The following is an 18619-nucleotide window of genomic DNA, read 5'->3' on the forward strand; positions in this document are numbered from 1 at the left end:
CCGGACCTGGCTGGCCATGCACTGGCACCGCTGGCGCACCCGCCACCAGACCCGAGCCCGAACCAGCCACTACCGCACCCGAACCGCCCGCGCTCACTCACCGTGAAACCACCGGCTGTAGTACTAGTGGCGTCGTGGGCCAGACCGAGCCGCCGCTCTCTTGCTGGAGCGTGGAGATGAGGCATTCGCCCCATATGTGACACTTGTCTGTAAAGACGCTGCGGTGGTCCCGGCTCTTCCGGAATTCGAGGACGTTCGGCAGCCTCTCGAACATGGACCATGACGGTCGGGGCGAAGTTCTCGTTCGGTCAGAGGAGCTTGTTCATGCGCACTTCACGGATCTCGCCGATGCCCACCGACAGCAGCTTCGCGAGCCTGGCCGCCTTGGCGGTGGCCACGCCGAGAGGCTTGATCGTCCCCGTGTTCGCGACGCGGCCACCGCCCTCGTCATACGTCAGCCGCGCTGCCTGCGTGAACACCCGCCTCATACCGCCCCCAGTCGGCGGAGATTCCGTCCACGGCCCACCCGAGGAGCTGCCGCCCCTCCAGCCACGTCTCGACCTCGTCGACGCTCATACGCGTTCCTCCCGCATCCCGGCCGTCATGGCCGCGATCCCCCTGGCCGTGTGGCTCTTCACCGTGCCCACCCGCATCCCCAGCAGATCAGCGGTGTTCGTGACGTTGAGGTCCTCCCAGTAGCTCAGCGCCAGTACCGCCAGCTACTTGGACGTGAGTTCCGCTAGATCGGCCCGCGCCATCATCCCGCGCCGCTGTTCACCGGCGCCCTGGCTATGTCCGGAACATCCTAGTATGCGCGCTCGCCCCGCCAGAAGGGCGGCAAACCATACGAGCTGAAGGACAGCGTGACAAGGCCGGCAACTACCGTTCCTAGAGACTGAGCGGGAGTGAGTCCTGTTGCCAGAACTCATGCTCGGCCGAACGCCCCGGACGGTGTTGGGCGTTCTGGTTGCCCGCGTTCGCTCCGCGTCCGGCGCCGACGGATCGTGTCCGTGGTCCGGGAATGCGGGGGCGGGTTCCCTCACACCCAGGAACACGCCGATCGGCCTGGACGGTCCGATGCCCCTGCTCATCACTCCGGTGAGCAGGGGGCGGTGCCGTCCGACGCCGGATCGGGTGTCCCTGGGCGCGCCTTCCGATCGCCACGGCAGCAGCATCGTGACGAGTGGTCTTGCGAGTCGTGCTGGTGAGCGGTTTCTGCCAGTGCTGGGCACCCCAGCGGCTGGTGTAGGCCGGGTCGACGGCGATGACCACGACGCCTGTCTGGACGGCCATCGAGGACAGCCGGGCGCGGAGTTTCCCGGTGGGCATGCCGGAGATCAGCTGCCGGAAGCGCTTCTTGCGGCCGTGCTTCTCCCGGGTCTTCTCGGCGGCGAAGTCCAGGTCCTCCACCGCGATCGCGCGCACACCACAATCTCTGGCCCAGTACAGCAGGCGGGTGAGGGCGTGGCGGACCTGCGCGTCACGGTGCTCGGCGGTACCGGACAGGTCGTAGAAGAAACGGCGCGGGGCGCCGGTCGGGTTGCCGTGCACGTCCAGCTGCCAGGCGGCCAGGTGGTCGGCGTTCATGTCGACGCCGATCACGCCATGGGCGAGCGCAGCCTCGATCGGGATGGCCGGGGTGACGGGGGTCTGCCACGAGGCCGTCAGGTACCAGCGGTCCCGGCCGGTATCCAGGTGGATGCGGTAGGCCACAGCCCGGTCGGCCGCGACCCGGTCCGCCCACTCACCGCCTCTGTGCGCGAACACGACCCGGCAGGCCAGGACATACCGCCCGTACGGGGCGTTCGCCAGATACGCGAGCGGCGCGGGGAGTTTGATGCTCACCTCACCCTCGGGGCTGATACGGATCGTCTCGTTGCCGTAGCGCTTGCCCGACTCACCGTCCGCCTGGCAGAACCAGCGCTCCGCCTCCCAGCCCCGGCGCCACTCGCCTTTGGTGAATCCGGCCTCGTCCAGGTGGTGGCGGGTGCGGGCCAGTTGCTTGCCGCCCCGTACGACGTGCACGACTCCTGCCTCACGGTCGGCCCGCGCGGCAGACAGCCGGTCCTCAAGCACCCGCAGCCGCCGGGACTTCGCATGCCACTCCCGCCGCGACCGGTAACCGCCCGGTGCCCGCTTGGCCCCCTTTTGCCCGACCGGCTGGGACAGTCGCTGCTCGATGGTGCGGATGCCCGCTTCCAGGTTCTGGATGTGCGCCAGCTGGCAGCGACGGGCCAGCGCCCACTGGTCATGAGTGGCTTTGGTGATACTGCCCGCCCATCGCGACGACGACAGGGCCGTCAGTCCCCGCTTGCGTCCCGCCCACGTCTCAGCGGAGTGCTCCAGGCCGTCCCGACAGCGCGCCTTGAGGTCCTTCGAGGCCAGCGACCCCAGATGCCCGCCCATCAGACGCAGCACCTTCCCATCGTCCGGTGTCAGCTTCTTGAAACGGGTCCGGACGGCCACACCACTCGGACCTGACGCGACGAACGGCGACGCCAAGTCCCTCAGTTCACCCATCCCGTCACCCCCGCCCAACCCCACGCGAAGCCCCCTGCCACTGCTTCCAACGAGCAGTTCCACAGAAGGTCACGCATTCGATGCAAGAACGTCAGTTCCTAGCTGAAAACCGACACCCGGCCGAGGCGCGCGACACCGACCACCGGCACTCACTCCCGCTCACCAAAACCCCCTTGAACACACTCCAGCGGCAGCAGCGCGTCGCCATCGCCCGGGCCCTGGCCATGGACCCGAAGCTGATGCTGTTCGACGAGCCGACCTCGGCCCTGGACCCGGAGCTGGTCGGTGACGTCCTGGACGTCATGCGCGACCTGGCCGAGTCCGGTATGACGATGGTCGTCGTCACCCACGAGATGGGCTTCGCCCGTGAGGTCGGCGACAGCCTCGTCTTCATGGACGGAGGCGTGGTCGTCGAGTCCGGCAACCCGCGCGACGTCCTGACGAACCCGCAGCACGAACGGACACAGTCCTTCCTGTCCAAGGTGCTCTGACCACAGCAGAGACGACCGCGGACATACAGCGGACATACGGAAGAGGCGGTGCGAGATCCTCGTACCGCCTCTTCCGCGTGCCCGGGTCACATGAGCGCGAGCAGCAGCGTGTCCGAGGGTGAGCACCACACGGGACGCGCCTCCGCGAACCCCTTCTCGCGGAGCACGCGCGCGTGCCACCCGGCGGAGGGCATGTCGCCTTCGGCGTGCTCGCCGTAGATCTCGAAGCGGCGGGCGGTCGGCCCGGCGAGGACGGGGTCCTGGGCGGCGAGCCGCCACCATTCCGCCCAGTCGACGGCGCCGCTGTGTTTGGCCTGATCCATACGTACGTGGCGCAGTGCGCGCTCCGCCGCGTTGATCCGGGGCGTGCTGTCGTCGATCATGTGGTCCGCGTTCATGAACAGACCGCCGCCGCGGACGAGCTCCGCGATCCGGCCGTAGAGGTCCGCGAGGGGTTCGCTGTGCAGCCAGTGCAGGGCGGTGGCGGTCACAACGGCGTCGTACGAGTCGTACGGCAGCCCGCTCGTCCACCGCGGGTCCTTGAGGTCGGCCGTGACGAAGGTGACCCGGTCGTCGCCCGCGAAGGTGCCCTCGGCGATGGCGAGGAGCGCCGGGTCGAGGTCGACGCCGACGCTTGTGGCCTGCGGGAACCGGTCGAGCAGCCGGGACGTGATACTTCCCGTGCCGCATGCGAGGTCGAGCACGCGCGGGGCGGGGCCGACGAGGGCCTCGACCATGTCGAGCATGATCCGGAACCGATCCTCACGGTCCGGCATGTACCACTCCTGCTGCCGGTCCCAGCTCGCCTGCCAGGCATTCCAGTCGGTTCCGGTGTTCGTCCCGTTGGTGCCGGTGGTGGTGGTCATGGCAAGCCTCTCCCCGTCGGTCAGTCACTCGCTCGCCCGCTTCGAACGCATGCGTAATACCCTGGAAGCAATATCAGCCGTTACTTCCCCGCATCCACGACCATAGAGCGCCCTCGTAAGGACTACAAGTGGAACTGGCCTATTACTCGGACTACGCCGTGCGCCTCGTCAACACCGAGGAACCGGCCCGCGGAAAGGACTCGCTGACCTCGATCGACGCCGTTCGCGATCTCTTCGGCGCCAACCAGCAGGCCGCCCGCCGCGCCACCGACGCCGACGTGACCCGCTTCCGCTCCGTACGGGCCCGTCTGCGCGCGGTCTTCGAGGCGGCGGACACGGGCGACGAGACGCTCTCGGTGGACCTGCTGAACTCGCTCCTGCTGGAGTTCCCGGTGAGCCCGCAGATCTCCGGACACGACTTCCGGGACGACGACGGCCGCCCGCTGTGGCACATGCACCTCGCCGACCACCCGTCGAACGCGACGGCGGGCTTCGCGGCCATCGCCGCCATGGGCCTGGCCTTCCACCTCACCGAGTATGGCGTGGACCGTCTCGGCCTCTGCGAGGCGCCGCCCTGCCGCAACGCCTACCTCGACACCTCGACGAACCGCTCCCGCCGCTACTGCTCCGACCGCTGCGCGACCCGGGCCAACGTGGCCGCCTACCGCGCCCGCAAGCGCCTGGAGGCGGACCGGTCCGAGAAGACGGGCCTGGCGGCCGACACCGCCCAGCGCAGCAGCGTCAGCGGCGAGCGCTGACCGGGCTTGAGCGGCCGGTAGCGGAACCGGACCCTGCCCAGGATCAGATCGTGCGGCACTGTGCCGTAGTCGGTGCTGTCGCCGCCGGCGAAGGAATTGTCCCCGAGCACCCACCAGCCGCCCTCACGGCGCTCCGCGGCCCGTTTGACGACCAGCAGATCCTGCTGGAACGGATGACGCAGGACGACGATGTCCCCGGCCCTGACCCGGTTCCCGTACCGCACCACGAGAAAGTCGCCGGGATACAGCGTGGGCACCATGGACGGCCCGTTCACCGCGACCCATCCGAAGTGCTTCGCAGCCCCTCGGCGCTCGCTCCCGTGTTCGCTTCCGTGTTCACTCTCCTGCGACAGCTCCGGCATCCCGGCACCTCCCCGGTCCATCCTCCACCAGTCCCGGTCTGAGCCCCTACTTTTGTCCTAAGCCCATGGGGGCACTCGCGAAAACCCCTCTCTCAGGGAGTAATGTCCAACCTGAGAAGACGATCACGAGGAAGGAACGCTCCATGCTTTCCCGCCTGTTTGCCCCCAAGGTCAAGGTCAGTGCACACTGCGACCTGCCCTGCGGTGTTTACGACCCGGCCCAGGCCCGCATTGAGGCGGAGTCGGTGAAGGCCGTGCAGGACAAAATGGCAGCCAACGACGACCCGCACTTCCAGGCGCGCGCCACCGTCATCAAGGAGCAGCGCGCAGAGCTCGCCAAGCACCACGTTTCGGTCCTGTGGAGCGACTACTTCAAGCCGCCGCACTTCGAGAAGTACCCGGAGCTGCACCAGCTGGTCAACGACGCCCTGAAGGCCCTCTCGGCCGCCAAGGCGTCCACCGACCCGGCGACGGGCCAGAAGGCGCTGGACTACATCGCCCAGATCGACAAGATCTTCTGGGAGACGAAGAAGGCCTGATGCAAGCCTTCCTCGAAGGGCCGGTCGAAGGCTGACCGGCCCTTTTCCCTGTCCCGGCTCGTTCACCTGTCCCGGCTCGTTCACCTCTCCCTGCCATTTCCCTGCCCCGGCCACGTCGGCCCGCTCAACGCCTGCAGACGAGAATCCCCGCCCGGCAGGTGACCTCGAACACGCCCTCGCGGGCGATCCGGTCGGTGACGATGGCGCGGGCCCGCTCGATCGTCGCGTCGAAGGGCGTGTCGTACTGGTCCGCCCAGGCCCGGTAGGACGCCAGGTACGCGACGACCGGCTCTGGTTCACGGACCGTGACGGTGCTGGGCAGCTCGATCGTCCGCACCCGGCCGAACTCCTCCCCGAGGAAGCCCGGGGCCTTCTCCAGGGAGAAACGGGCCCCGATCGAGAACCGGGCCGGTTCCTGTCCGGTGCCGAGCACGTCGCTCGCGGCCCGCTGCCAGAGGTCGTCGAGTTCGGCCTTGTCCCGCTCGCTGTTGGTGGAGGCGATCACCAGCCCGTCACGGGCGACGACGCGCGCCAACTCCCGCACCGCCTGCGGGATGTCGGGCACGTGGTACAGCATGTGCAGTGCCAGGGCGGCGTCCACGCTCCCCGTGGCCAGCGGCAGCCGCGTGACATCCGCCACGGCGACCGGGCCTGGGACGGTGACAAGGATGCCGGGCGAGATGTCCAGGCCGACCGTGGACAGGGCGGGCCGGTCCTCGCGCAGTCGCTGGACGTACTTTCCGTTGCCGCAGCCGACGTCGACCACGCGCCCGCTCCCCCGCACACCGCTCAGCTGCTCGACGACGACGCCCGACAGGTCATGACGGGGCGTCTGCCACTGGTAGAGCGACTGCCGGGCTGCCAGGTCCCGGTCGCTGCTGTACGCGCTTCCGGCGAGGCGGACGCGGTCGGTGCCGGCGGCTGCGGTGCGTTCGGTCACGTCAGCGGCTCCCGGGTGCGGGTGCGGGTGCGGGTGCGGGTGCGGGTGCGGGTGGGGCGGCGTTCACTCGCCGTCGTCGTCCTCCCCCGCCTCCAGCAGGTTCACCGCCGAGCCCACGATGCTCGGGTCCGGGCTGCCGACGACCTCCTCGTCCTTGCCCGTGTAGTCGAAGCGGGCCAGGACGCTGCGCATCGCCTCCACCCGCGCCCGCTTCTTGTCGTTGCTCTTCACCACCGTCCAGGGGGCCTGTTCGGTGTCCGTCGCACGGAACATGGCGACCTTGGCCGCCGTGTAGTCGTCCCAGCGGTCCAGGGAGGCGAGGTCCATGGGGCTCAGCTTCCACTGCCGTACGGGGTCGACCTGGCGGATCGTGAAACGCGTGCGCTGTTCGCCCTGGGAGACCGAGAACCAGAACTTGATCAGGTCGACGCCGTCGTCGACGAGCATGCGCTCGAACAGCGGGGCCTGACGGGTGAAGCGGCGGTACTCGTCGTCCGTGCAGAAGCCCATGACCCGCTCCACGCCGGCCCGGTTGTACCAGGACCGGTCGAAGAGGACTATCTCGCCTGCGGTCGGGAGGTGTTCGACGTACCGCTGGAAGTACCACTGGCCGCGTTCGCGTTCGGTGGGCTTCTCCAGGGCCACCACGCGGGCGCCGCGCGGGTTGAGATGCTCCGTGAAGCGCTTGATCGTGCCGCCTTTCCCGGCGGCGTCCCGGCCCTCGAAGACGACGACCAGCCGGCGTCCGGTCTGCTTGATCCAGCTCTGCAGCTTCAGCAGTTCGATCTGCTGGAGCCGCTTGTGCAGGTCGTACTCCCTGCGCTCCATGCGCTCGGGGTACGGGTAGTTCTCCCGCCAGGTCTCGACCGGCGTACCGTCCCGCCGGACGAGGACGGGTTCGTCGAGGTCGCTGTAGTCGACCTTCAGTCCGGACATAAGCGGTGTCATACCGTCGGCCTCCTCGGCATCGACATCAGCGGTCAATATCGATCAACAGTGGTCAGTGGAACTGCGGCACGATCAGATAGATGCCGTACGCGACCACGGCCGCACATGCCAGGAAGCACAGCCCCGCCTGGGCGAACCCGAGCGTGTGGGTACCTCCGTCATTCTCGCGCGCACTCTCGACCCGGGCGAGTCCGAGGACGCCGAACGCGAAGACGACGACCACGGCGACGGTGACCCCGAGGCTCACGGCGGCCACCTGGCCCAGTGCGGTCCAGTCCAGCTTCATGTGGGTTCTCCCTCGCTCACGCGGCCGTACCGACGGCCGTCGGCGGCGTCGACCTGATACTGACCTCGTGGGTGTCGTTGACGTTGTGCGCGCTCACGGGGTTGCGGCGCGCGGCGAGGACGATGCCCGCCGCGACGGCGGCGGCGACCAGCGCGACGACCACGGTGCCGAAGGTGCCGCCGTACCTGACCGCGCCCGCGGAGACCCCGCCGACCAGTGCGGCGGCGGGCAGGGTGATCAGCCACGCCATCACCATGCGGCCCGCGACACCCCAGCGCACCTCCGCCAGCCGCCTGCCCAGACCCGCGCCCAGGATGCTGCCCGAGGCCACCTGAGTGGTGGACAGGGCGAAGCCGAGGTGGGCGGAGGTGAGGATGACGGCCGTGGACGCCGACTCGGCGGCGAAGCCCTGCGGCGACTGGATCTCGGTCAGCCCCTTGCCCATGGTCCGGATGATCCGCCAGCCGCCCAGATAGGTGCCGAGGCCGATGGCGAGCCCCGCCGAGGCGATCACCCACACCGGCGGACCGGCGTCGTGGCCGAGCGCGCCCGCGGAGATCAGGGTCAGGGTGATGATGCCCATGGTCTTCTGCGCGTCGTTCGTGCCGTGCGCGAGGGAGACGAGGGAGGCGGAGGCGATCTGGCCGGCCCTGAACCCCTTGGTCACCGAGTCCTTGCGGGCGCGGGCCGTGAGCCTGTAGGCGAGGTACGTGGCGATCAGGGCCGCGACTCCGGCCACCAGCGGCGAGGCCAGCGCCGGGATCAGCACCTTCTCCACGACCTTGGTGAAGTGCACGCCCTCGGCGCCCGCGCCCACCCACACCGCGCCGATCAGCCCGCCGAACAGGGCGTGCGAGGAACTCGACGGCAGCCCCACCAGCCAGGTCAGCAGGTTCCACAGGATCGCCCCGACGAGCCCCGCGAAGATCATCCCCGGGGTGACGAGCGTGTCGTCGACGATGCCGCCGGAGATCGTCTTCGCGACCTCGGTGGACAAGAAGGCGCCGACAATGTTGAGGACACCGCCGATCAGGACCGCCGTTCGCGGTTTGAGGGCACCGGTGGCGATGGACGTGGCCATCGCGTTCGCCGTGTCGTGGAATCCGTTGGTGAAGTCGAAGGCCAGGGCCGTCACGATGACGACCGCCACCAGGAACGTGATGTGGTCCATGCGTTCGATGGAAGCAAGCGCAGGCGTACTCGCGACGAACTGCGAGCAAAGGCTGTTCCTCGAAAAACGCGGGTGCCGTGGAAACCCGCAAGCCTACGATCACCCCATGAGCACCGCCAACAACACCGGCACCGGCACCGACACCGAGAGCGGCATCCGCTGGACCTACGCCTTCGTCGACCGGCCCGTCGGCCGCCTCGGCGCCGCCCAGGCGTTCTGGACCGCCGTCACGGACGCCCGGGCGTCCGAAACCCGGGGTGAGCAGGGCGAGTTCATGACCCTGCTGCCGGGCTCGGGCGACGCCTGCGTCAAGGTCCAGGGGGTGGCCTCCGGGGACGGCGGCGCGCATCTCGACTTCGCCGTCGAGGACGTCGACGCCTTCGTAGGGTCGGCGTCGGCTCTCGGGGCGACGGTCGTCGGGGCGCACGCCGACTGGTCCGTGCTGCGCTCCCCCGCCGGGCAGCTGTTCTGCGCCGTGCCCTGGCACGGGGAGGCGGTACGGCCCGCCGTGGCGCACGGCAGCCGCCTCGACCAGGTGTCCATCGACATCCCGCCCACCGCCTACGACACGGAAGTCGCCTTCTGGGAGCGTCTGACCGCCTGGGACTCCCTCACCGGCTCACTCCCGGAGTTCCACGTCCTCAGGCCCCCGGCCGGCCTCCCGGTCCGGGTCCTCCTCCAGCGCCTCGGCACCGACCGGCCCGCCGCCTCCGCCCACCTGGACCTGGCCTGCGCCGACATCGGGGCGACCAGCGCCCGCCACGAGGAGCTGGGGGCCACGGTCGTCGCCCGGCACGCCCACTGGACGGTCATGCGCGACCCGGCGGGCGGCACGTACTGCCTGACCGGCCGTGACCCCGAGACGGGCGGGCTGCCGAGGGCGACGCCTGCGGACAATCCCGCCTAGCGATCGATCCCGTACGCGCATATCACCAGCGTCGGACCGGCTTCCGGCGCCGGATCCGGGGAACCTCCCGGCGTCGGCGGGCACCCGTTCTCCCCGTCGTCCTGCCCCGGCGCCAGCGCCGGACCGCTGTCGCTCGTCCCGTAGCGGCCGTACGTCTCCGACGAATCCGCCGAGTCCCGCAGCCACACCGTGAGCGCACCCCCGACGGCCACCGCGACCACCCACACGAGGACGGCCCGCCGCCACGCCCTGCGGCTCACCCCCACGCCTCGACGTCGACCACGGCGGCCACCGGGATCGGCCCGTACACGTGCGGGAACTCCTCGCCGCCCGGTTTCGGGGCCTCGTACTTCAGGGGTACGCCGAGCCGCGCGGGATCCACGACCAGCACCACCAGATCGTCGGGGCCGTCGTAGGAGCCGTACAGGAACGCCGCGACGCCCGGGAGCTGGGCGCGGGTCGAGCAGTGGATGAAACCCTCCTCCTGGAGGGTGCGGCCACGCGTCGACATCTCGTACGCGCCTCGCTCGCGGGCCGCTTCCCAGAGGGCGCGTTCGGTGATGTGGAGTATGTGCGGTTCGGGCATGAAGCCAACCTACGGGCCCGGCCGTGCCGCGCGTACGCCGGCCGGCCGGTGCTCTCTGCCCGTCTCTCCGCCGGACTCAGGGTTTCCCCGTGGCGGCCTCGCCCTTCGCCCCCGAGTCGGCAGCGGCCTCCGCCTCGGGATCGACGTACGCCTCGCACTCGGTGTTCCGGCACGGCCCGGCGACCCACTTCGGCACCCATGCGCCCAGGGTCTTGTACCGCCGTACCACCGTGGTCACATGCTGCCCGCAGACGGGACAGTCGTGCTCTTCTCTGACCATGCCCTCAGGGTATTGCCGGAGCGAGCGGGACGCTCCCCACCGGTCCAGGGTTTTCTGCCGAGCGTGCGCACCGGAGGCAGCGGGTGGGGATCAGGTCCGGGGCTCGCGCCACATGGGCCACATCTGGGGGCCGTCCGGAAGGTCCAGGGGGCGGTCGAGGAGGTCGAAACCGAGGCGCTCGTACAGCGTGCGGCTGCGGGCGCTGCTCGCCTCCAGGTAGGCGGCCACTCCCTCGCGGTCGCAGCGGTCGAGGACGTGCTGCACGAGGGCGGTACCCAGCCCCAGGCCCTGGCTGTCCGGTGCGACACCGATCATCCACAGGTATTCGTGGGCGCGCCCGGAGGGGTGTATCCCGGCCGTGAGCCGAGCGATCAGTTCGACGCGCTCGTTGTCGGGATCGACGGCCTCGCGCATCTGGGCGGCGTCGTCGCCCTGCGCCTCCTCCGCCTCGTCCCCTTCGTTCGCCTCGGTCGCCTCGTTCGCCGGGTGGGCGTCGGCGGGGACGGACAGCCACAGGGCGCATGCCGTGCCGTCCTCGGCGAGGTCGACGCGGCCCTCGGCGAGCACGATGTCGAGGAAGGCGGCCATCAGTCTGGGATGCGTCGCGCGGCGGTGCGCCGGGTCCGGGAAGACCCAGCCGCTCACCGGATCGTTCTGGAACGCCCCGTCGAGCAGCCGGACGACCAGCTCCCGGTCGTCCTCGCCCGCCGTACGTATCGCTACGCCCATGACCCGCCCCTTTTGTCTCAACCGCCGTTGATCATACGGCGGTTGAGCCTAACGGGTGCGGGATGTGTGACGGGGCCCGCACACCGTGGGGATGTGCGGGACCCGCCAGACCGGAGCGCCGCGGCGGGGCGCACGGAGTCAGGGCCGTACGCTCCGCCGCGGGTGGCTCCGGGGCCTCAGGTGGTGCGGCGGGTCACGAACTCGGCCAGGGACAGCAGGCCGCCTGCCGCCTCCGGGTCGGGGACCGCGCGGGACAGTTCGTGTACCGCGCGGGCCATCCGGTCGGCCGCCTGGAGCTGCGCCCAGTCCCGGCCGCCCGCGCGCTCGACGGCGAGCACCGTCCGCTCCAGCGCCCCTTCCTGCGCGTCGTCGTACGGAACCGCGTACAACTCGGCCAGTTCGGTGGCCGCCGGTGTGCCGGAGGCCAGTGCGGCGACCACGGGCAGGGACTTCTTGCGGGCGACCAGATCCGCCCCGGCCGGTTTGCCGGTGCGGCTCGGGTCCCCCCATATCCCGATCACGTCGTCGATGAGCTGAAAGGCGAGCCCGGCCTCCCTGCCGAACGCGTCCATCGCCTCGACGTCCTCGGCCGACCCGCCCGCGTACAGCGCCCCGAGGGCGCAGGCGCAGCCGAGCAGCGCACCCGTCTTGGCCTCGGCCATGGCGAGGCACTCGTCGAGGGTGACCTCGCCGGGGCCCCGCTTCTCCATGGCCGTGTCCACGTGCTGCCCCTCGCACAGCTCGACGACGCAGGACGCGAGCCGGGCGGCGGCGACGGCGGACGCCGGGTGCGGGTCCTCGGCGAGCAACAGCAGCGCCAGGGCCTGCAGTGCGTCTCCCGCGAGGATCGCGTCGGCGTCGCCGAACACGGTCCACGCGGTGGGCCGGTGTCTGCGGGTGGTGTCCCGGTCCATGACGTCGTCGTGCAGCAGGGTGAAGTTGTGGATCAGCTCCACCGCGGCGGCCGCTCGTACCGCCGCCTCCCGCCGGCCGCCGAGTGCCGCGGCCGCGGTCAGCACGAGCGCCGGGCGGATCGCCTTGCCCGCGTTGCCCGCCGCCGGGCTGCCGTCCGCGTGCTCCCAACCGAAGTGGTAGAGCGCGACGCGGCGCATGGCCCCGGGCAGCGACTCGATCGCCGCGCGCAGCACGGGATCGACCACGGTCCGGGACTGCTCCAGGATGAGGGCGGCGTCCTGCCCGTCCGCCCCGCCGGACGCCGCCCTCTCCGCCCCCTTCCCCCGTACATGTACGGGGGATGATCCCCCCTGCCTCGCGTGCCTTGTGCCCACGGCCGGCCGCTCCCGTCCCCCGGACTCCGATGATGTCTCCGAAGGCCTCTCCGCCGGACTGCCGATGGGGTTCCGCCTCTCCGGATCCAGAGTCCCGATGGTCTCGGCCGGGCCGTGGGCCCGGGTCATCGCCAGCGGCCGATCTCGACGTTCTCCAGCACGCCGAGGGCGTCCGGCACCAGGACGGCCGCCGAGTAGTAGGCCGTCACCAGGTAGTTGATGACCGCCTGTTCGTTGATGCCCATGAACCGCACGGACAGGCTGGGCTCGATCTCGTCCGGGATACCGGCCTGCTGGAGCCCGATGACCCCCTGCTCGGCCTCGCCGGTACGCATGGCGATGATCGAGGTCGTACGGGCCTCGGTGACCGGGATCTTGTTGCACGGGAAGATCGGCACACCGCGCCAGGTGGGGATGCGGTTGCCGCTCATGTCGATCGTCTCGGGGACGAGCCCGCGCTTGTTCAGCTCACGGCCGATCGCGGAGATCGCGCGCGGATGGGCGAGCAGGAACTTGGTCCCGCGCCGCCTGCTGAGCAGTTCGTCCAGGTCGTCGGGGCCGGGTACGCCGTCGTGCGGCTGGAGTCGCTGGTCGTACTCACAGTTGCTGAGCAGTCCGAACTCCCGGTTGTTGATGAGTTCGTGCTCCTGGCGCTCCTTCAATGCCTCGACCGTGAGCCGGAGTTGCTGCTCGGTCTGGTTCATCGGCTGGTTGTAGAGGTCGGCCACGCGGGAGTGGATGCGCAGCACCGTCTGGGCGATGCTCAGTTCGTACTCGCGGGGCCTGGCCTCGTAGTCGACGAACGTGCGCGGGATGTCCGCTTCGCCGTGGTGACCGGCCGCGAGGTCGATCTCCTTCTCTCCGTACCTGTTGGCGCTCTGCTCCGGGATCGCGCTCAGCGCCTGGAGGTGATCGCGCAGCGAGTCGGCACGCTCGGCGACCTGCTCGAAGTGCTGACGGGAGAGTGTCAGCACGATGCACGTGGTGACCGCGCGGGCCGTGTACTCCCACAGGGCGTCGGGGTCGACGAGCGCCTGGTCGCCGAAGTAGGCGCCGTCGGCCAGCATGCCGAGTTCGGTGTCGTCCCCGTACAGGCCCGTGCCGATCTTCTCGACCTTGCCGTGGGCCAGCAGGAACACCTCGTCGTTCGCGCTGCCGAAGGAGGCGATCTCCGAGCCTGGTGCGAACTCCCGCTGCTGGCAACGCCGGGCCAGCTCGGCGAACACCTCCTCGTCCTCGTAGTTCCGCAGCACCGGCAACTCGGACAGTTCGGCGGGGACCACTTCCACGCGTTCACCGGTCTTCACGAACGTCAGACGGCCGTCTCCCACGGAGTAGGTGAGCCGCCGGTTCACGCGGTATGCACCACCCTGCACGTTCACCCAGGGAAGCATCCGCAGCAGCCAGCGTGAGCTGATCTCCTGCATCTGGGGTACGGATTTGGTGGTGGTGGCCAGGTTCCGCGCGGCCGAAGTGCCGAGACTCTGCTGCGGCTTGTCCTGCTCCGTGCGGATCTCTTCGCCTACCGACATAAAGAACTGCCCTCCCATTAACGCGTAATGCGCCGATGCGTCGACCCCCCTCGGGCGTGCTCCGCATCGGACGCCTGCGCTCCCCACCCTTCCTCACCGAGCGTGTCGGTGCTATTACACGAATGAGCGGGAATGGATCATCGCCGAAGTGGGCACATGAGAGTTTTTCGCCAGCTCGTTCGACCTGGCGAACGGGAAATGCCTCTTCCGGGGAACTTCAAGATCGCGTCGGCCGTTTGAGCAATTACCGGACAACGAACAAAACGAACAAGGAGACATCGATGGCAGGCTTCCTGGACCGCGCCAAGGAACAGGCACAGCGCGGCCTGACGCAGGGCAAGCAGAAGCTCGACGAGGTACAGGCCCAGCGGGCCGGCGGCGACCTGCTCAAGAAACTGGGCGCGGCGTACTACGCGGAGCGGCGCGGCAGCGGTTCCCCCGACGCGACGCAGCGGGCCCTGCAGGCTCTGGAGAGCCACATCGCGGTGAACGGGGACTCGTTCCTGCACCAGTGACGGCCAGTGACGCCATATCGGCGTCTTTGACCGGATCGGCTCGCACGCCGTGCGAAAAACTGGCTCCGACCGTCGGATTCCGGTACAAGCTGCGATACGAGGCGGTCACGACCGGTGACCGTCGCGCAGTGCGAAGGAGACGGTCATGGCCCCACCCATGTCCGCTGCCGACTTCCTGGACCGGCTCAGGGAGGAAGGCGTCATCGTCGTCGAGGTGGGCGACTGGGTCCACCACAACCGCAATCACAAGGGTCCCTGGGGGCCGGTCCACGGCGTGATGATCCATCACACGGTGACCGAGGGCAGCGAATACACGGTGGAGCTGTGCCGTGCGGGCTACGCCGAGCTGCCCGGCCCCCTGTGCCACGGGGTCATCACCAAGGACGGCCGAGTCCATCTGGTCGGCTACGGCAGGGCCAACCACGCGGGCCTGGGCGACGACGACGTCCTGCGTGCGGTGATCGCGGAGAAGGCGCTGCCGCTGGACAACGAGGCCAACACCGACGGCAACCGGCATTTCTACGGCTTCGAGTGCGAGAACCTCGGCGACGGGGAGGATCCCTGGCCGCAGGCTCAGCTCGACGCCATCGAGAAGGTCGCCGCGGCGGTGTGCCGCCATCACGGCTGGACGGAACGGTCGGTGATCGGCCACCTCGAATGGCAGCCCGGCAAGATCGATCCCCGGGGCTTCACCATGCAGTGGCTGAGGGAACGGGTACGGGACCGTTTGAAGTAGGGGTTTCCTCGCCCCCGCCGCCCCCACCCGTCCCATCCTGAACCTGGGGGCTGCGCCCCCAGACCCCCGCATCGGCCCTGAACGGGCCTCGTCCTCGAACGCCGGACGGGCTGGGGTGGGCGGGTGGGAAACAAGGCCTCGACCGGATCCGCCTCGCATCTCGAACGCCGGACCAGCTCACAATGGCCCCGTGCCCCTCCCCACCCCCCTCCAGGAACTCGCCGACCCCCGCTTCGCCCGCCGCTCCCTCCGTCTGGTCCTCAAGCGCGACGACCTCATCCACCCGGACCTGATCGGCAACAAGTGGCGCAAGCTGGTGCCCAACCTGGAAGCCGCCGCCGGCCGCCCGGTCCTCACCTTCGGCGGTGCCTACTCCAACCATCTGCGTGCCACAGCCACCGCCGGCCGCCTCCTGGGCCTGCCCACGGTCGGCGTGGTCCGCGGCCAGGAACTCGCCGACCGGCCCCTCAACCCCTCCCTCGCCCACTGCACGGCGAACGGCATGCGCCTGCACTTCGTCGACAGATCGACGTACCGGCACAAGACAGACCCCGACACCCTCAAGGCCGTCCTCCGGGCGGCCGGCGCCGAGGACGCGTACGTCGTACCCGAGGGCGGCAGCAACCCCCTCGCCGTACGCGGTTGCCGTGCCCTCGGTGAGGAGCTGCGGGGCCATGCCGACGTCGTCGCGGTCGCCTGCGGCACCGGCGGCACCCTCGCCGGCCTCGCCGCGGGCCTCGCCCCCGAGCAGCGCGCCCTGGGCATCCCGGTCCTCAAGGGGGGCTTCCTGGACGCGGAGACACGGGCCCTCCAGGACCTCACCTTCGGCGGGCCCCGCGGCTCGTGGACCCTCGACCACCGTTTCCACTTCGGCGGCTACGCCCGTACGACCCCCGAACTGCACGCCTTCGCCGACGACTTCGAGGCCCGTCACGACGTACCCGTGGAACGTCTCTATGTCGCCAAGATGCTCTACGGACTTGTCGCCCTCGCGGAGGAAGGCGCGTTCGCGAACGGAACCACCGTCGCGGCGGTGATCACGGGCCGCCCGTTCCCGTAGCCGACCAGAGCGCGCCTCCCCCCAACCCGCCTACTCCGCCTCCCTGAACGCCGCCGCCTCCTCCAGGTCCAGTCGGCGCAGCAGCGTCCGCAGCATCTCGTCGTCGATGTGGCGCGCGTCCCGGAGTCGCACGAACACCTTCCGTTCCACGCTGATCATCTCGCGGGCCAGGCGCCGGTAGGTGTCGTCCACCGTCTCGCCGGTCACGGGGTTGACCGAGCCCAGGCGCTCCCAGACGGCGTTCTGCCGACGTTCCAGCACCGAACGCAGCCGGTCGGCCAGCGGGGGCGGCAGCGTGTTGCTCTCGCCCTCCAGCAGGCTGTCCAGGTGCCCCTGTGCCGCCCTGGACGCCTGCGCCTGGGCGTTGGCCTCCGCGAGCGTCTCGGCCTGCGCGTCACGTCCGGGCAGCTTCAGCAGCCGGATCAGGGGCGGGAGTGTCAGACCCTGGACGACCAGTGTGCCGATGACCGTCGTGAAGGTCAGGAAGAGCACCAGGTTCCGTTCCGGGAACGCCTCGCCGCCCTCCATCGTGAGCGGGATCGAGAAGGCGATGGCCAGCGAGACGACCCCCCGCATCCCCGCCCAGGAAATGACGAACGCGCCCTTCCAGGTCGGGTTCGGTTCGCGTTCCCGGATCCGCGGCGACAGCAGCCGGGGCACGAACGTCCCGGGGTAGACCCAGGCGAACCGGGTGACGACGACCACGAGGAAGACGGCGATCGCGTACCAGGCGGCATCGACACCCTCGTACTCCCCGAGTCCCTCCAGGACGACCGGCAGTTGCAGTCCGATCAGGGCGAAGACAGTCGATTCGAGAACGAAGGCAACCATTTTCCAGACCGCCTCCTCCTGGAGGCGGGTCGCGAAATCGACCTCCCACGCGCGATGTCCCAGATAGAGCGCCACGACCACCACCGCGAGGACCCCGGAGGCGTGCACGGCTTCGGCGACCGCGTAGGCCGCGAACGGGATCAGCAGGGACAGCGTGTTCTGGAGCAGCGCCTCCCTCAGGTGCGTGCGCAGCCAGTGGATCGGCATCATCAGGATCAGCCCGATCCCGACACCGCCGACCGCCGCGAGCAGGAACTCGCCGATCCCGCCCGCCCAGGTCGCGCCCTCCCCGACGGCCGCCGCGAGAGCGACGCGGTACGCGGTGATCGCGGTGGCGTCGTTCACCAGGGACTCGCCCTGGAGGATGGTGGTGACCCGCGACGGCAGCCCGACCCGGCGCGCGATCGCCGTGGCCGCGACGGCGTCCGGCGGCGCCACGACCGCGCCGAGCACCAGCGCGGCGGTCAGCGGCAGCCCGGGCACGATCAGATAGGCCGCCCAGCCGACGACGAGGGTCGCGAAGAGCACGTACCCGACCGACAGCAGGGCCACGGGCCGCAGTTGCGCGCGCAGATCGAGGTACGAGCTGTCGACGGCCGCCGTGTACAGCAGCGGGGGCAGCATCAGCGGCAGGACGACATGCGGGTCGAGCGCGTAGTCGGGCACCCCGGGGACGTACGCGAACACCAGGCCGGCGGCGACCAGCAGCAGCGGGGGCGGGACAGGGGTGCGGCGGCCCGCGGCGGCAATGGCGGCGCTGCCCGCGACCAGCAGGAGCAGTGGCATCACATGCATCGGTTTCGGCCCACTCTCGTTTCCACCCACCCTGGCATCCGTGCACTCCGGCTTTCCGCGCGGCCTGCCGCACAGCCGTCGTAACCTGGCAATCATGAAACAGTGCACGCATGCCGACGCGCTGCCGCTCCCGGAACCCCAGCCGAAGAACGAGACCTGTCCGGAGTGCCTGGCGGCCGGAACCCACCCGGTGCAGTTGCGCCTGTGCCTGGAATGCGGCCACGTCGGCTGCTGCGACTCCTCGCCCATGCGCCACGCGACGGAACACCACAAGGAGACCGGTCACCCGGTGATGCGGACCTTCGAACCCGGCGAGAGCTGGCGCTGGTGCTTCGTCGACCACGTCCTCGTATGACGGCCCGGATGAACGCGCGGAGGCCGGAATTGCCGGAGACCCACCCTCACACCCGTGTGAGCTGGGGCATTGGTGACCGAGGGCGTACTCGTGTGACTCTGGATCCGGACGGTTCGACCGTCT

24 protein-coding genes and 1 pseudogene are annotated in these 18619 nt (G+C 69.9%); 8 read left to right on the forward strand and 17 right to left on the reverse strand.

All coding sequences use genetic code 11. The annotated features are described in order from the left end of the window. Positions 1 to 308 precede the first annotated feature (308 nt). From G3I71_RS38595 to G3I71_RS38605, 4 genes are all read right to left on the reverse strand, one after another. A complete protein-coding gene (locus tag G3I71_RS38595) occupies positions 309 to 479 on the reverse strand; it encodes a hypothetical protein (protein ID WP_164322469.1) in 171 nt (56 codons plus the stop codon). Beyond that, on the reverse strand, positions 448 to 576 hold the full coding sequence (locus G3I71_RS52420; RefSeq protein WP_275409355.1) for a hypothetical protein: 129 nt from the start codon (positions 574 to 576) through the stop codon (positions 448 to 450). Before G3I71_RS52420 ends, G3I71_RS38595 begins: the two co-directional genes overlap by 32 nt. Next, a complete protein-coding gene (locus tag G3I71_RS53005) occupies positions 573 to 719 on the reverse strand; it encodes a sigma factor-like helix-turn-helix DNA-binding protein (RefSeq protein ID WP_164322572.1) in 147 nt (48 codons plus the stop codon). The genes G3I71_RS52420 and G3I71_RS53005 overlap by 4 nt, the downstream gene beginning before the upstream one ends. Before the next feature lie 169 nt (positions 720 to 888). After that, positions 889 to 2520, reverse strand: a complete 1632-nt coding sequence (locus tag G3I71_RS38605) for a transposase (RefSeq protein ID WP_203732512.1) — start codon at positions 2518 to 2520, stop codon at positions 889 to 891. Positions 2521 to 2708: 188 nt separating this feature from the next. Here G3I71_RS38605 and G3I71_RS38610 point away from each other — a divergent pair. Then, positions 2709 to 3011, forward strand: a pseudogene (locus tag G3I71_RS38610) (ATP-binding cassette domain-containing protein); the annotation flags it as partial. An 86-nt stretch (positions 3012 to 3097) separates the two neighbouring features. On the opposite strand, the gene G3I71_RS38615 reads toward G3I71_RS38610, so the two are convergent. Further along, a complete protein-coding gene (locus G3I71_RS38615) occupies positions 3098 to 3877 on the reverse strand; it encodes a class I SAM-dependent methyltransferase (RefSeq protein WP_164322471.1) in 780 nt (259 codons plus the stop codon). 128 nt (positions 3878 to 4005) lie between these two features. Between G3I71_RS38615 and G3I71_RS38620 the strand changes: the two genes are divergently transcribed. Beyond that, positions 4006 to 4635: a CGNR zinc finger domain-containing protein gene (locus tag G3I71_RS38620; protein ID WP_164322472.1), complete on the forward strand. Its 630-nt coding sequence runs from the start codon at positions 4006 to 4008 to the stop codon at positions 4633 to 4635. Here G3I71_RS38620 and sodX read toward each other — a convergent pair. After that, entirely contained in the window at positions 4539 to 4997 is a 459-nt protein-coding gene (sodX, locus tag G3I71_RS38625) for a nickel-type superoxide dismutase maturation protease (protein ID WP_164322474.1), read from the reverse strand. The two genes, G3I71_RS38620 and sodX, sit on opposite strands and share 97 nt — an antisense overlap. Positions 4998 to 5140: 143 nt before the next feature. On the opposite strand from sodX, the gene sodN reads away from it, so the two are divergent. Next, the gene (sodN, locus tag G3I71_RS38630) at positions 5141 to 5536 is read left to right on the forward strand and encodes a superoxide dismutase, Ni (RefSeq protein WP_005480378.1); all 396 of its coding nucleotides are present in this window, start codon (positions 5141 to 5143) and stop codon (positions 5534 to 5536) included. Between the two features lie 124 nt (positions 5537 to 5660). On the opposite strand, the gene G3I71_RS38635 is transcribed toward sodN, so the two are convergent. The 4 genes from G3I71_RS38635 to G3I71_RS38650 all read right to left on the reverse strand — a co-directional run bounded on the left by G3I71_RS38635 (position 5661) and on the right by G3I71_RS38650 (position 8881). Further along, complete coding sequence (locus G3I71_RS38635; RefSeq protein WP_164322476.1) at positions 5661 to 6476, reverse strand: class I SAM-dependent methyltransferase; 816 nt, start codon at positions 6474 to 6476, stop codon at positions 5661 to 5663. Between the two features lie 63 nt (positions 6477 to 6539). Next, positions 6540 to 7424 (reverse strand): polyphosphate kinase 2, encoded by an 885-nt coding sequence (gene ppk2 / locus G3I71_RS38640; protein WP_164322477.1) that lies wholly within the window; start codon positions 7422 to 7424, stop codon positions 6540 to 6542. Positions 7425 to 7476: 52 nt separating this feature from the next. Next, positions 7477 to 7710: a hypothetical protein gene (locus G3I71_RS38645; RefSeq protein WP_164322479.1), complete on the reverse strand. Its 234-nt coding sequence runs from the start codon at positions 7708 to 7710 to the stop codon at positions 7477 to 7479. A 16-nt stretch (positions 7711 to 7726) separates the two neighbouring features. Then, entirely contained in the window at positions 7727 to 8881 is a 1155-nt protein-coding gene (locus tag G3I71_RS38650) for an inorganic phosphate transporter (RefSeq protein WP_164322481.1), read from the reverse strand. Positions 8882 to 8987: 106 nt separating this feature from the next. Between G3I71_RS38650 and G3I71_RS38655 the strand changes: the two genes are divergently transcribed. Next, positions 8988 to 9788: a VOC family protein gene (locus G3I71_RS38655; protein ID WP_164322483.1), complete on the forward strand. Its 801-nt coding sequence runs from the start codon at positions 8988 to 8990 to the stop codon at positions 9786 to 9788. On the opposite strand, the gene G3I71_RS38660 is transcribed toward G3I71_RS38655, so the two are convergent. The 6 genes from G3I71_RS38660 to G3I71_RS38685 all read right to left on the reverse strand — a co-directional run bounded on the left by G3I71_RS38660 (position 9785) and on the right by G3I71_RS38685 (position 14204). Then, a complete protein-coding gene (locus tag G3I71_RS38660; protein ID WP_164322485.1) occupies positions 9785 to 10048 on the reverse strand; it encodes a hypothetical protein in 264 nt (87 codons plus the stop codon). The two genes, G3I71_RS38655 and G3I71_RS38660, sit on opposite strands and share 4 nt — an antisense overlap. Further along, positions 10045 to 10374 carry a DUF952 domain-containing protein gene (locus G3I71_RS38665; protein WP_164322487.1) on the reverse strand — a complete coding sequence of 110 codons (330 nt, stop codon included), beginning with the start codon at positions 10372 to 10374 and terminating at the stop codon, positions 10045 to 10047. The genes G3I71_RS38660 and G3I71_RS38665 overlap by 4 nt, the downstream gene beginning before the upstream one ends. A 76-nt stretch (positions 10375 to 10450) precedes the next feature. After that, positions 10451 to 10654, reverse strand: coding sequence for a hypothetical protein (locus tag G3I71_RS38670; protein WP_164322488.1), 204 nt, complete (start codon positions 10652 to 10654; stop codon positions 10451 to 10453). A gap of 90 nt (positions 10655 to 10744) precedes the next feature. Continuing rightward, the gene (locus tag G3I71_RS38675; RefSeq protein WP_164322489.1) at positions 10745 to 11383 is read right to left on the reverse strand and encodes an N-acetyltransferase; all 639 of its coding nucleotides are present in this window, start codon (positions 11381 to 11383) and stop codon (positions 10745 to 10747) included. A gap of 176 nt (positions 11384 to 11559) precedes the next feature. Then, positions 11560 to 12672: a family 2 encapsulin nanocompartment cargo protein polyprenyl transferase gene (locus tag G3I71_RS38680; RefSeq protein WP_343243193.1), complete on the reverse strand. Its 1113-nt coding sequence runs from the start codon at positions 12670 to 12672 to the stop codon at positions 11560 to 11562. Between the two features lie 125 nt (positions 12673 to 12797). Next, positions 12798 to 14204, reverse strand: a complete 1407-nt coding sequence (locus G3I71_RS38685; RefSeq protein WP_164322490.1) for a family 2B encapsulin nanocompartment shell protein — start codon at positions 14202 to 14204, stop codon at positions 12798 to 12800. 281 nt (positions 14205 to 14485) lie between these two features. Here G3I71_RS38685 and G3I71_RS38690 point away from each other — a divergent pair, with 281 nt between their 5' ends. The 3 genes from G3I71_RS38690 (at position 14486) to G3I71_RS38700 (ending at position 16515) form a co-directional block, all read left to right on the forward strand. Then, a complete protein-coding gene (locus tag G3I71_RS38690; RefSeq protein WP_164322491.1) occupies positions 14486 to 14719 on the forward strand; it encodes a hypothetical protein in 234 nt (77 codons plus the stop codon). A gap of 145 nt (positions 14720 to 14864) precedes the next feature. Continuing rightward, positions 14865 to 15455 (forward strand): N-acetylmuramoyl-L-alanine amidase, encoded by a 591-nt coding sequence (locus G3I71_RS38695; RefSeq protein WP_164322492.1) that lies wholly within the window; start codon positions 14865 to 14867, stop codon positions 15453 to 15455. Between the two features lie 190 nt (positions 15456 to 15645). Continuing rightward, complete coding sequence (locus tag G3I71_RS38700) at positions 15646 to 16515, forward strand: pyridoxal-phosphate dependent enzyme (protein WP_343243194.1); 870 nt, start codon at positions 15646 to 15648, stop codon at positions 16513 to 16515. A gap of 30 nt (positions 16516 to 16545) precedes the next feature. Here G3I71_RS38700 and G3I71_RS38705 read toward each other — a convergent pair whose 3' ends face one another. After that, on the reverse strand, positions 16546 to 18141 hold the full coding sequence (locus tag G3I71_RS38705; protein ID WP_164322493.1) for a Na+/H+ antiporter: 1596 nt from the start codon (positions 18139 to 18141) through the stop codon (positions 16546 to 16548). A 94-nt stretch (positions 18142 to 18235) separates the two neighbouring features. On the opposite strand from G3I71_RS38705, the gene G3I71_RS38710 reads away from it, so the two are divergent. After that, positions 18236 to 18496, forward strand: a complete 261-nt coding sequence (locus G3I71_RS38710; protein WP_164322494.1) for a UBP-type zinc finger domain-containing protein — start codon at positions 18236 to 18238, stop codon at positions 18494 to 18496. The last annotated feature ends 123 nt before the right edge of the window (positions 18497 to 18619 follow it).

This window comes from Streptomyces sp. SID12501 (assembly GCF_010550245.1).
Taxonomy (GTDB): Bacteria; Actinomycetota; Actinomycetes; order Streptomycetales; family Streptomycetaceae; genus Streptomyces.

Excerpts from the sequence above, each read along its gene's own strand:
- G3I71_RS52420 (WP_275409355.1), bottom strand. The coding sequence starts at position 576 with ATGAGCGTCGACGAGGTCGAGACGTGGCTGGAGGGGCGGCAGCTCCTC.
- G3I71_RS38605 (WP_203732512.1), bottom strand. The coding sequence starts at position 2,520 with ATGGGTGAACTGAGGGACTTGGCGTCGCCGTTCGTCGCGTCAGGTCCG.
- G3I71_RS38615 (WP_164322471.1), bottom strand. The coding sequence starts at position 3,877 with ATGACCACCACCACCGGCACCAACGGGACGAACACCGGAACCGACTGG.
- sodX (WP_164322474.1), bottom strand. The coding sequence starts at position 4,997 with ATGCCGGAGCTGTCGCAGGAGAGTGAACACGGAAGCGAACACGGGAGC.
- sodN (WP_005480378.1), top strand. The coding sequence starts at position 5,141 with ATGCTTTCCCGCCTGTTTGCCCCCAAGGTCAAGGTCAGTGCACACTGC.
- ppk2 (WP_164322477.1), bottom strand. The coding sequence starts at position 7,424 with ATGACACCGCTTATGTCCGGACTGAAGGTCGACTACAGCGACCTCGAC.
- G3I71_RS38645 (WP_164322479.1), bottom strand. The coding sequence starts at position 7,710 with ATGAAGCTGGACTGGACCGCACTGGGCCAGGTGGCCGCCGTGAGCCTC.
- G3I71_RS38650 (WP_164322481.1), bottom strand. The coding sequence starts at position 8,881 with ATGGACCACATCACGTTCCTGGTGGCGGTCGTCATCGTGACGGCCCTG.
- G3I71_RS38655 (WP_164322483.1), top strand. The coding sequence starts at position 8,988 with ATGAGCACCGCCAACAACACCGGCACCGGCACCGACACCGAGAGCGGC.
- G3I71_RS38665 (WP_164322487.1), bottom strand. The coding sequence starts at position 10,374 with ATGCCCGAACCGCACATACTCCACATCACCGAACGCGCCCTCTGGGAA.
- G3I71_RS38670 (WP_164322488.1), bottom strand. The coding sequence starts at position 10,654 with ATGGTCAGAGAAGAGCACGACTGTCCCGTCTGCGGGCAGCATGTGACC.
- G3I71_RS38675 (WP_164322489.1), bottom strand. The coding sequence starts at position 11,383 with ATGGGCGTAGCGATACGTACGGCGGGCGAGGACGACCGGGAGCTGGTC.
- G3I71_RS38685 (WP_164322490.1), bottom strand. The coding sequence starts at position 14,204 with ATGTCGGTAGGCGAAGAGATCCGCACGGAGCAGGACAAGCCGCAGCAG.
- G3I71_RS38690 (WP_164322491.1), top strand. The coding sequence starts at position 14,486 with ATGGCAGGCTTCCTGGACCGCGCCAAGGAACAGGCACAGCGCGGCCTG.
- G3I71_RS38695 (WP_164322492.1), top strand. The coding sequence starts at position 14,865 with ATGGCCCCACCCATGTCCGCTGCCGACTTCCTGGACCGGCTCAGGGAG.
- G3I71_RS38705 (WP_164322493.1), bottom strand. The coding sequence starts at position 18,141 with ATGCATGTGATGCCACTGCTCCTGCTGGTCGCGGGCAGCGCCGCCATT.
- G3I71_RS38710 (WP_164322494.1), top strand. The coding sequence starts at position 18,236 with ATGAAACAGTGCACGCATGCCGACGCGCTGCCGCTCCCGGAACCCCAG.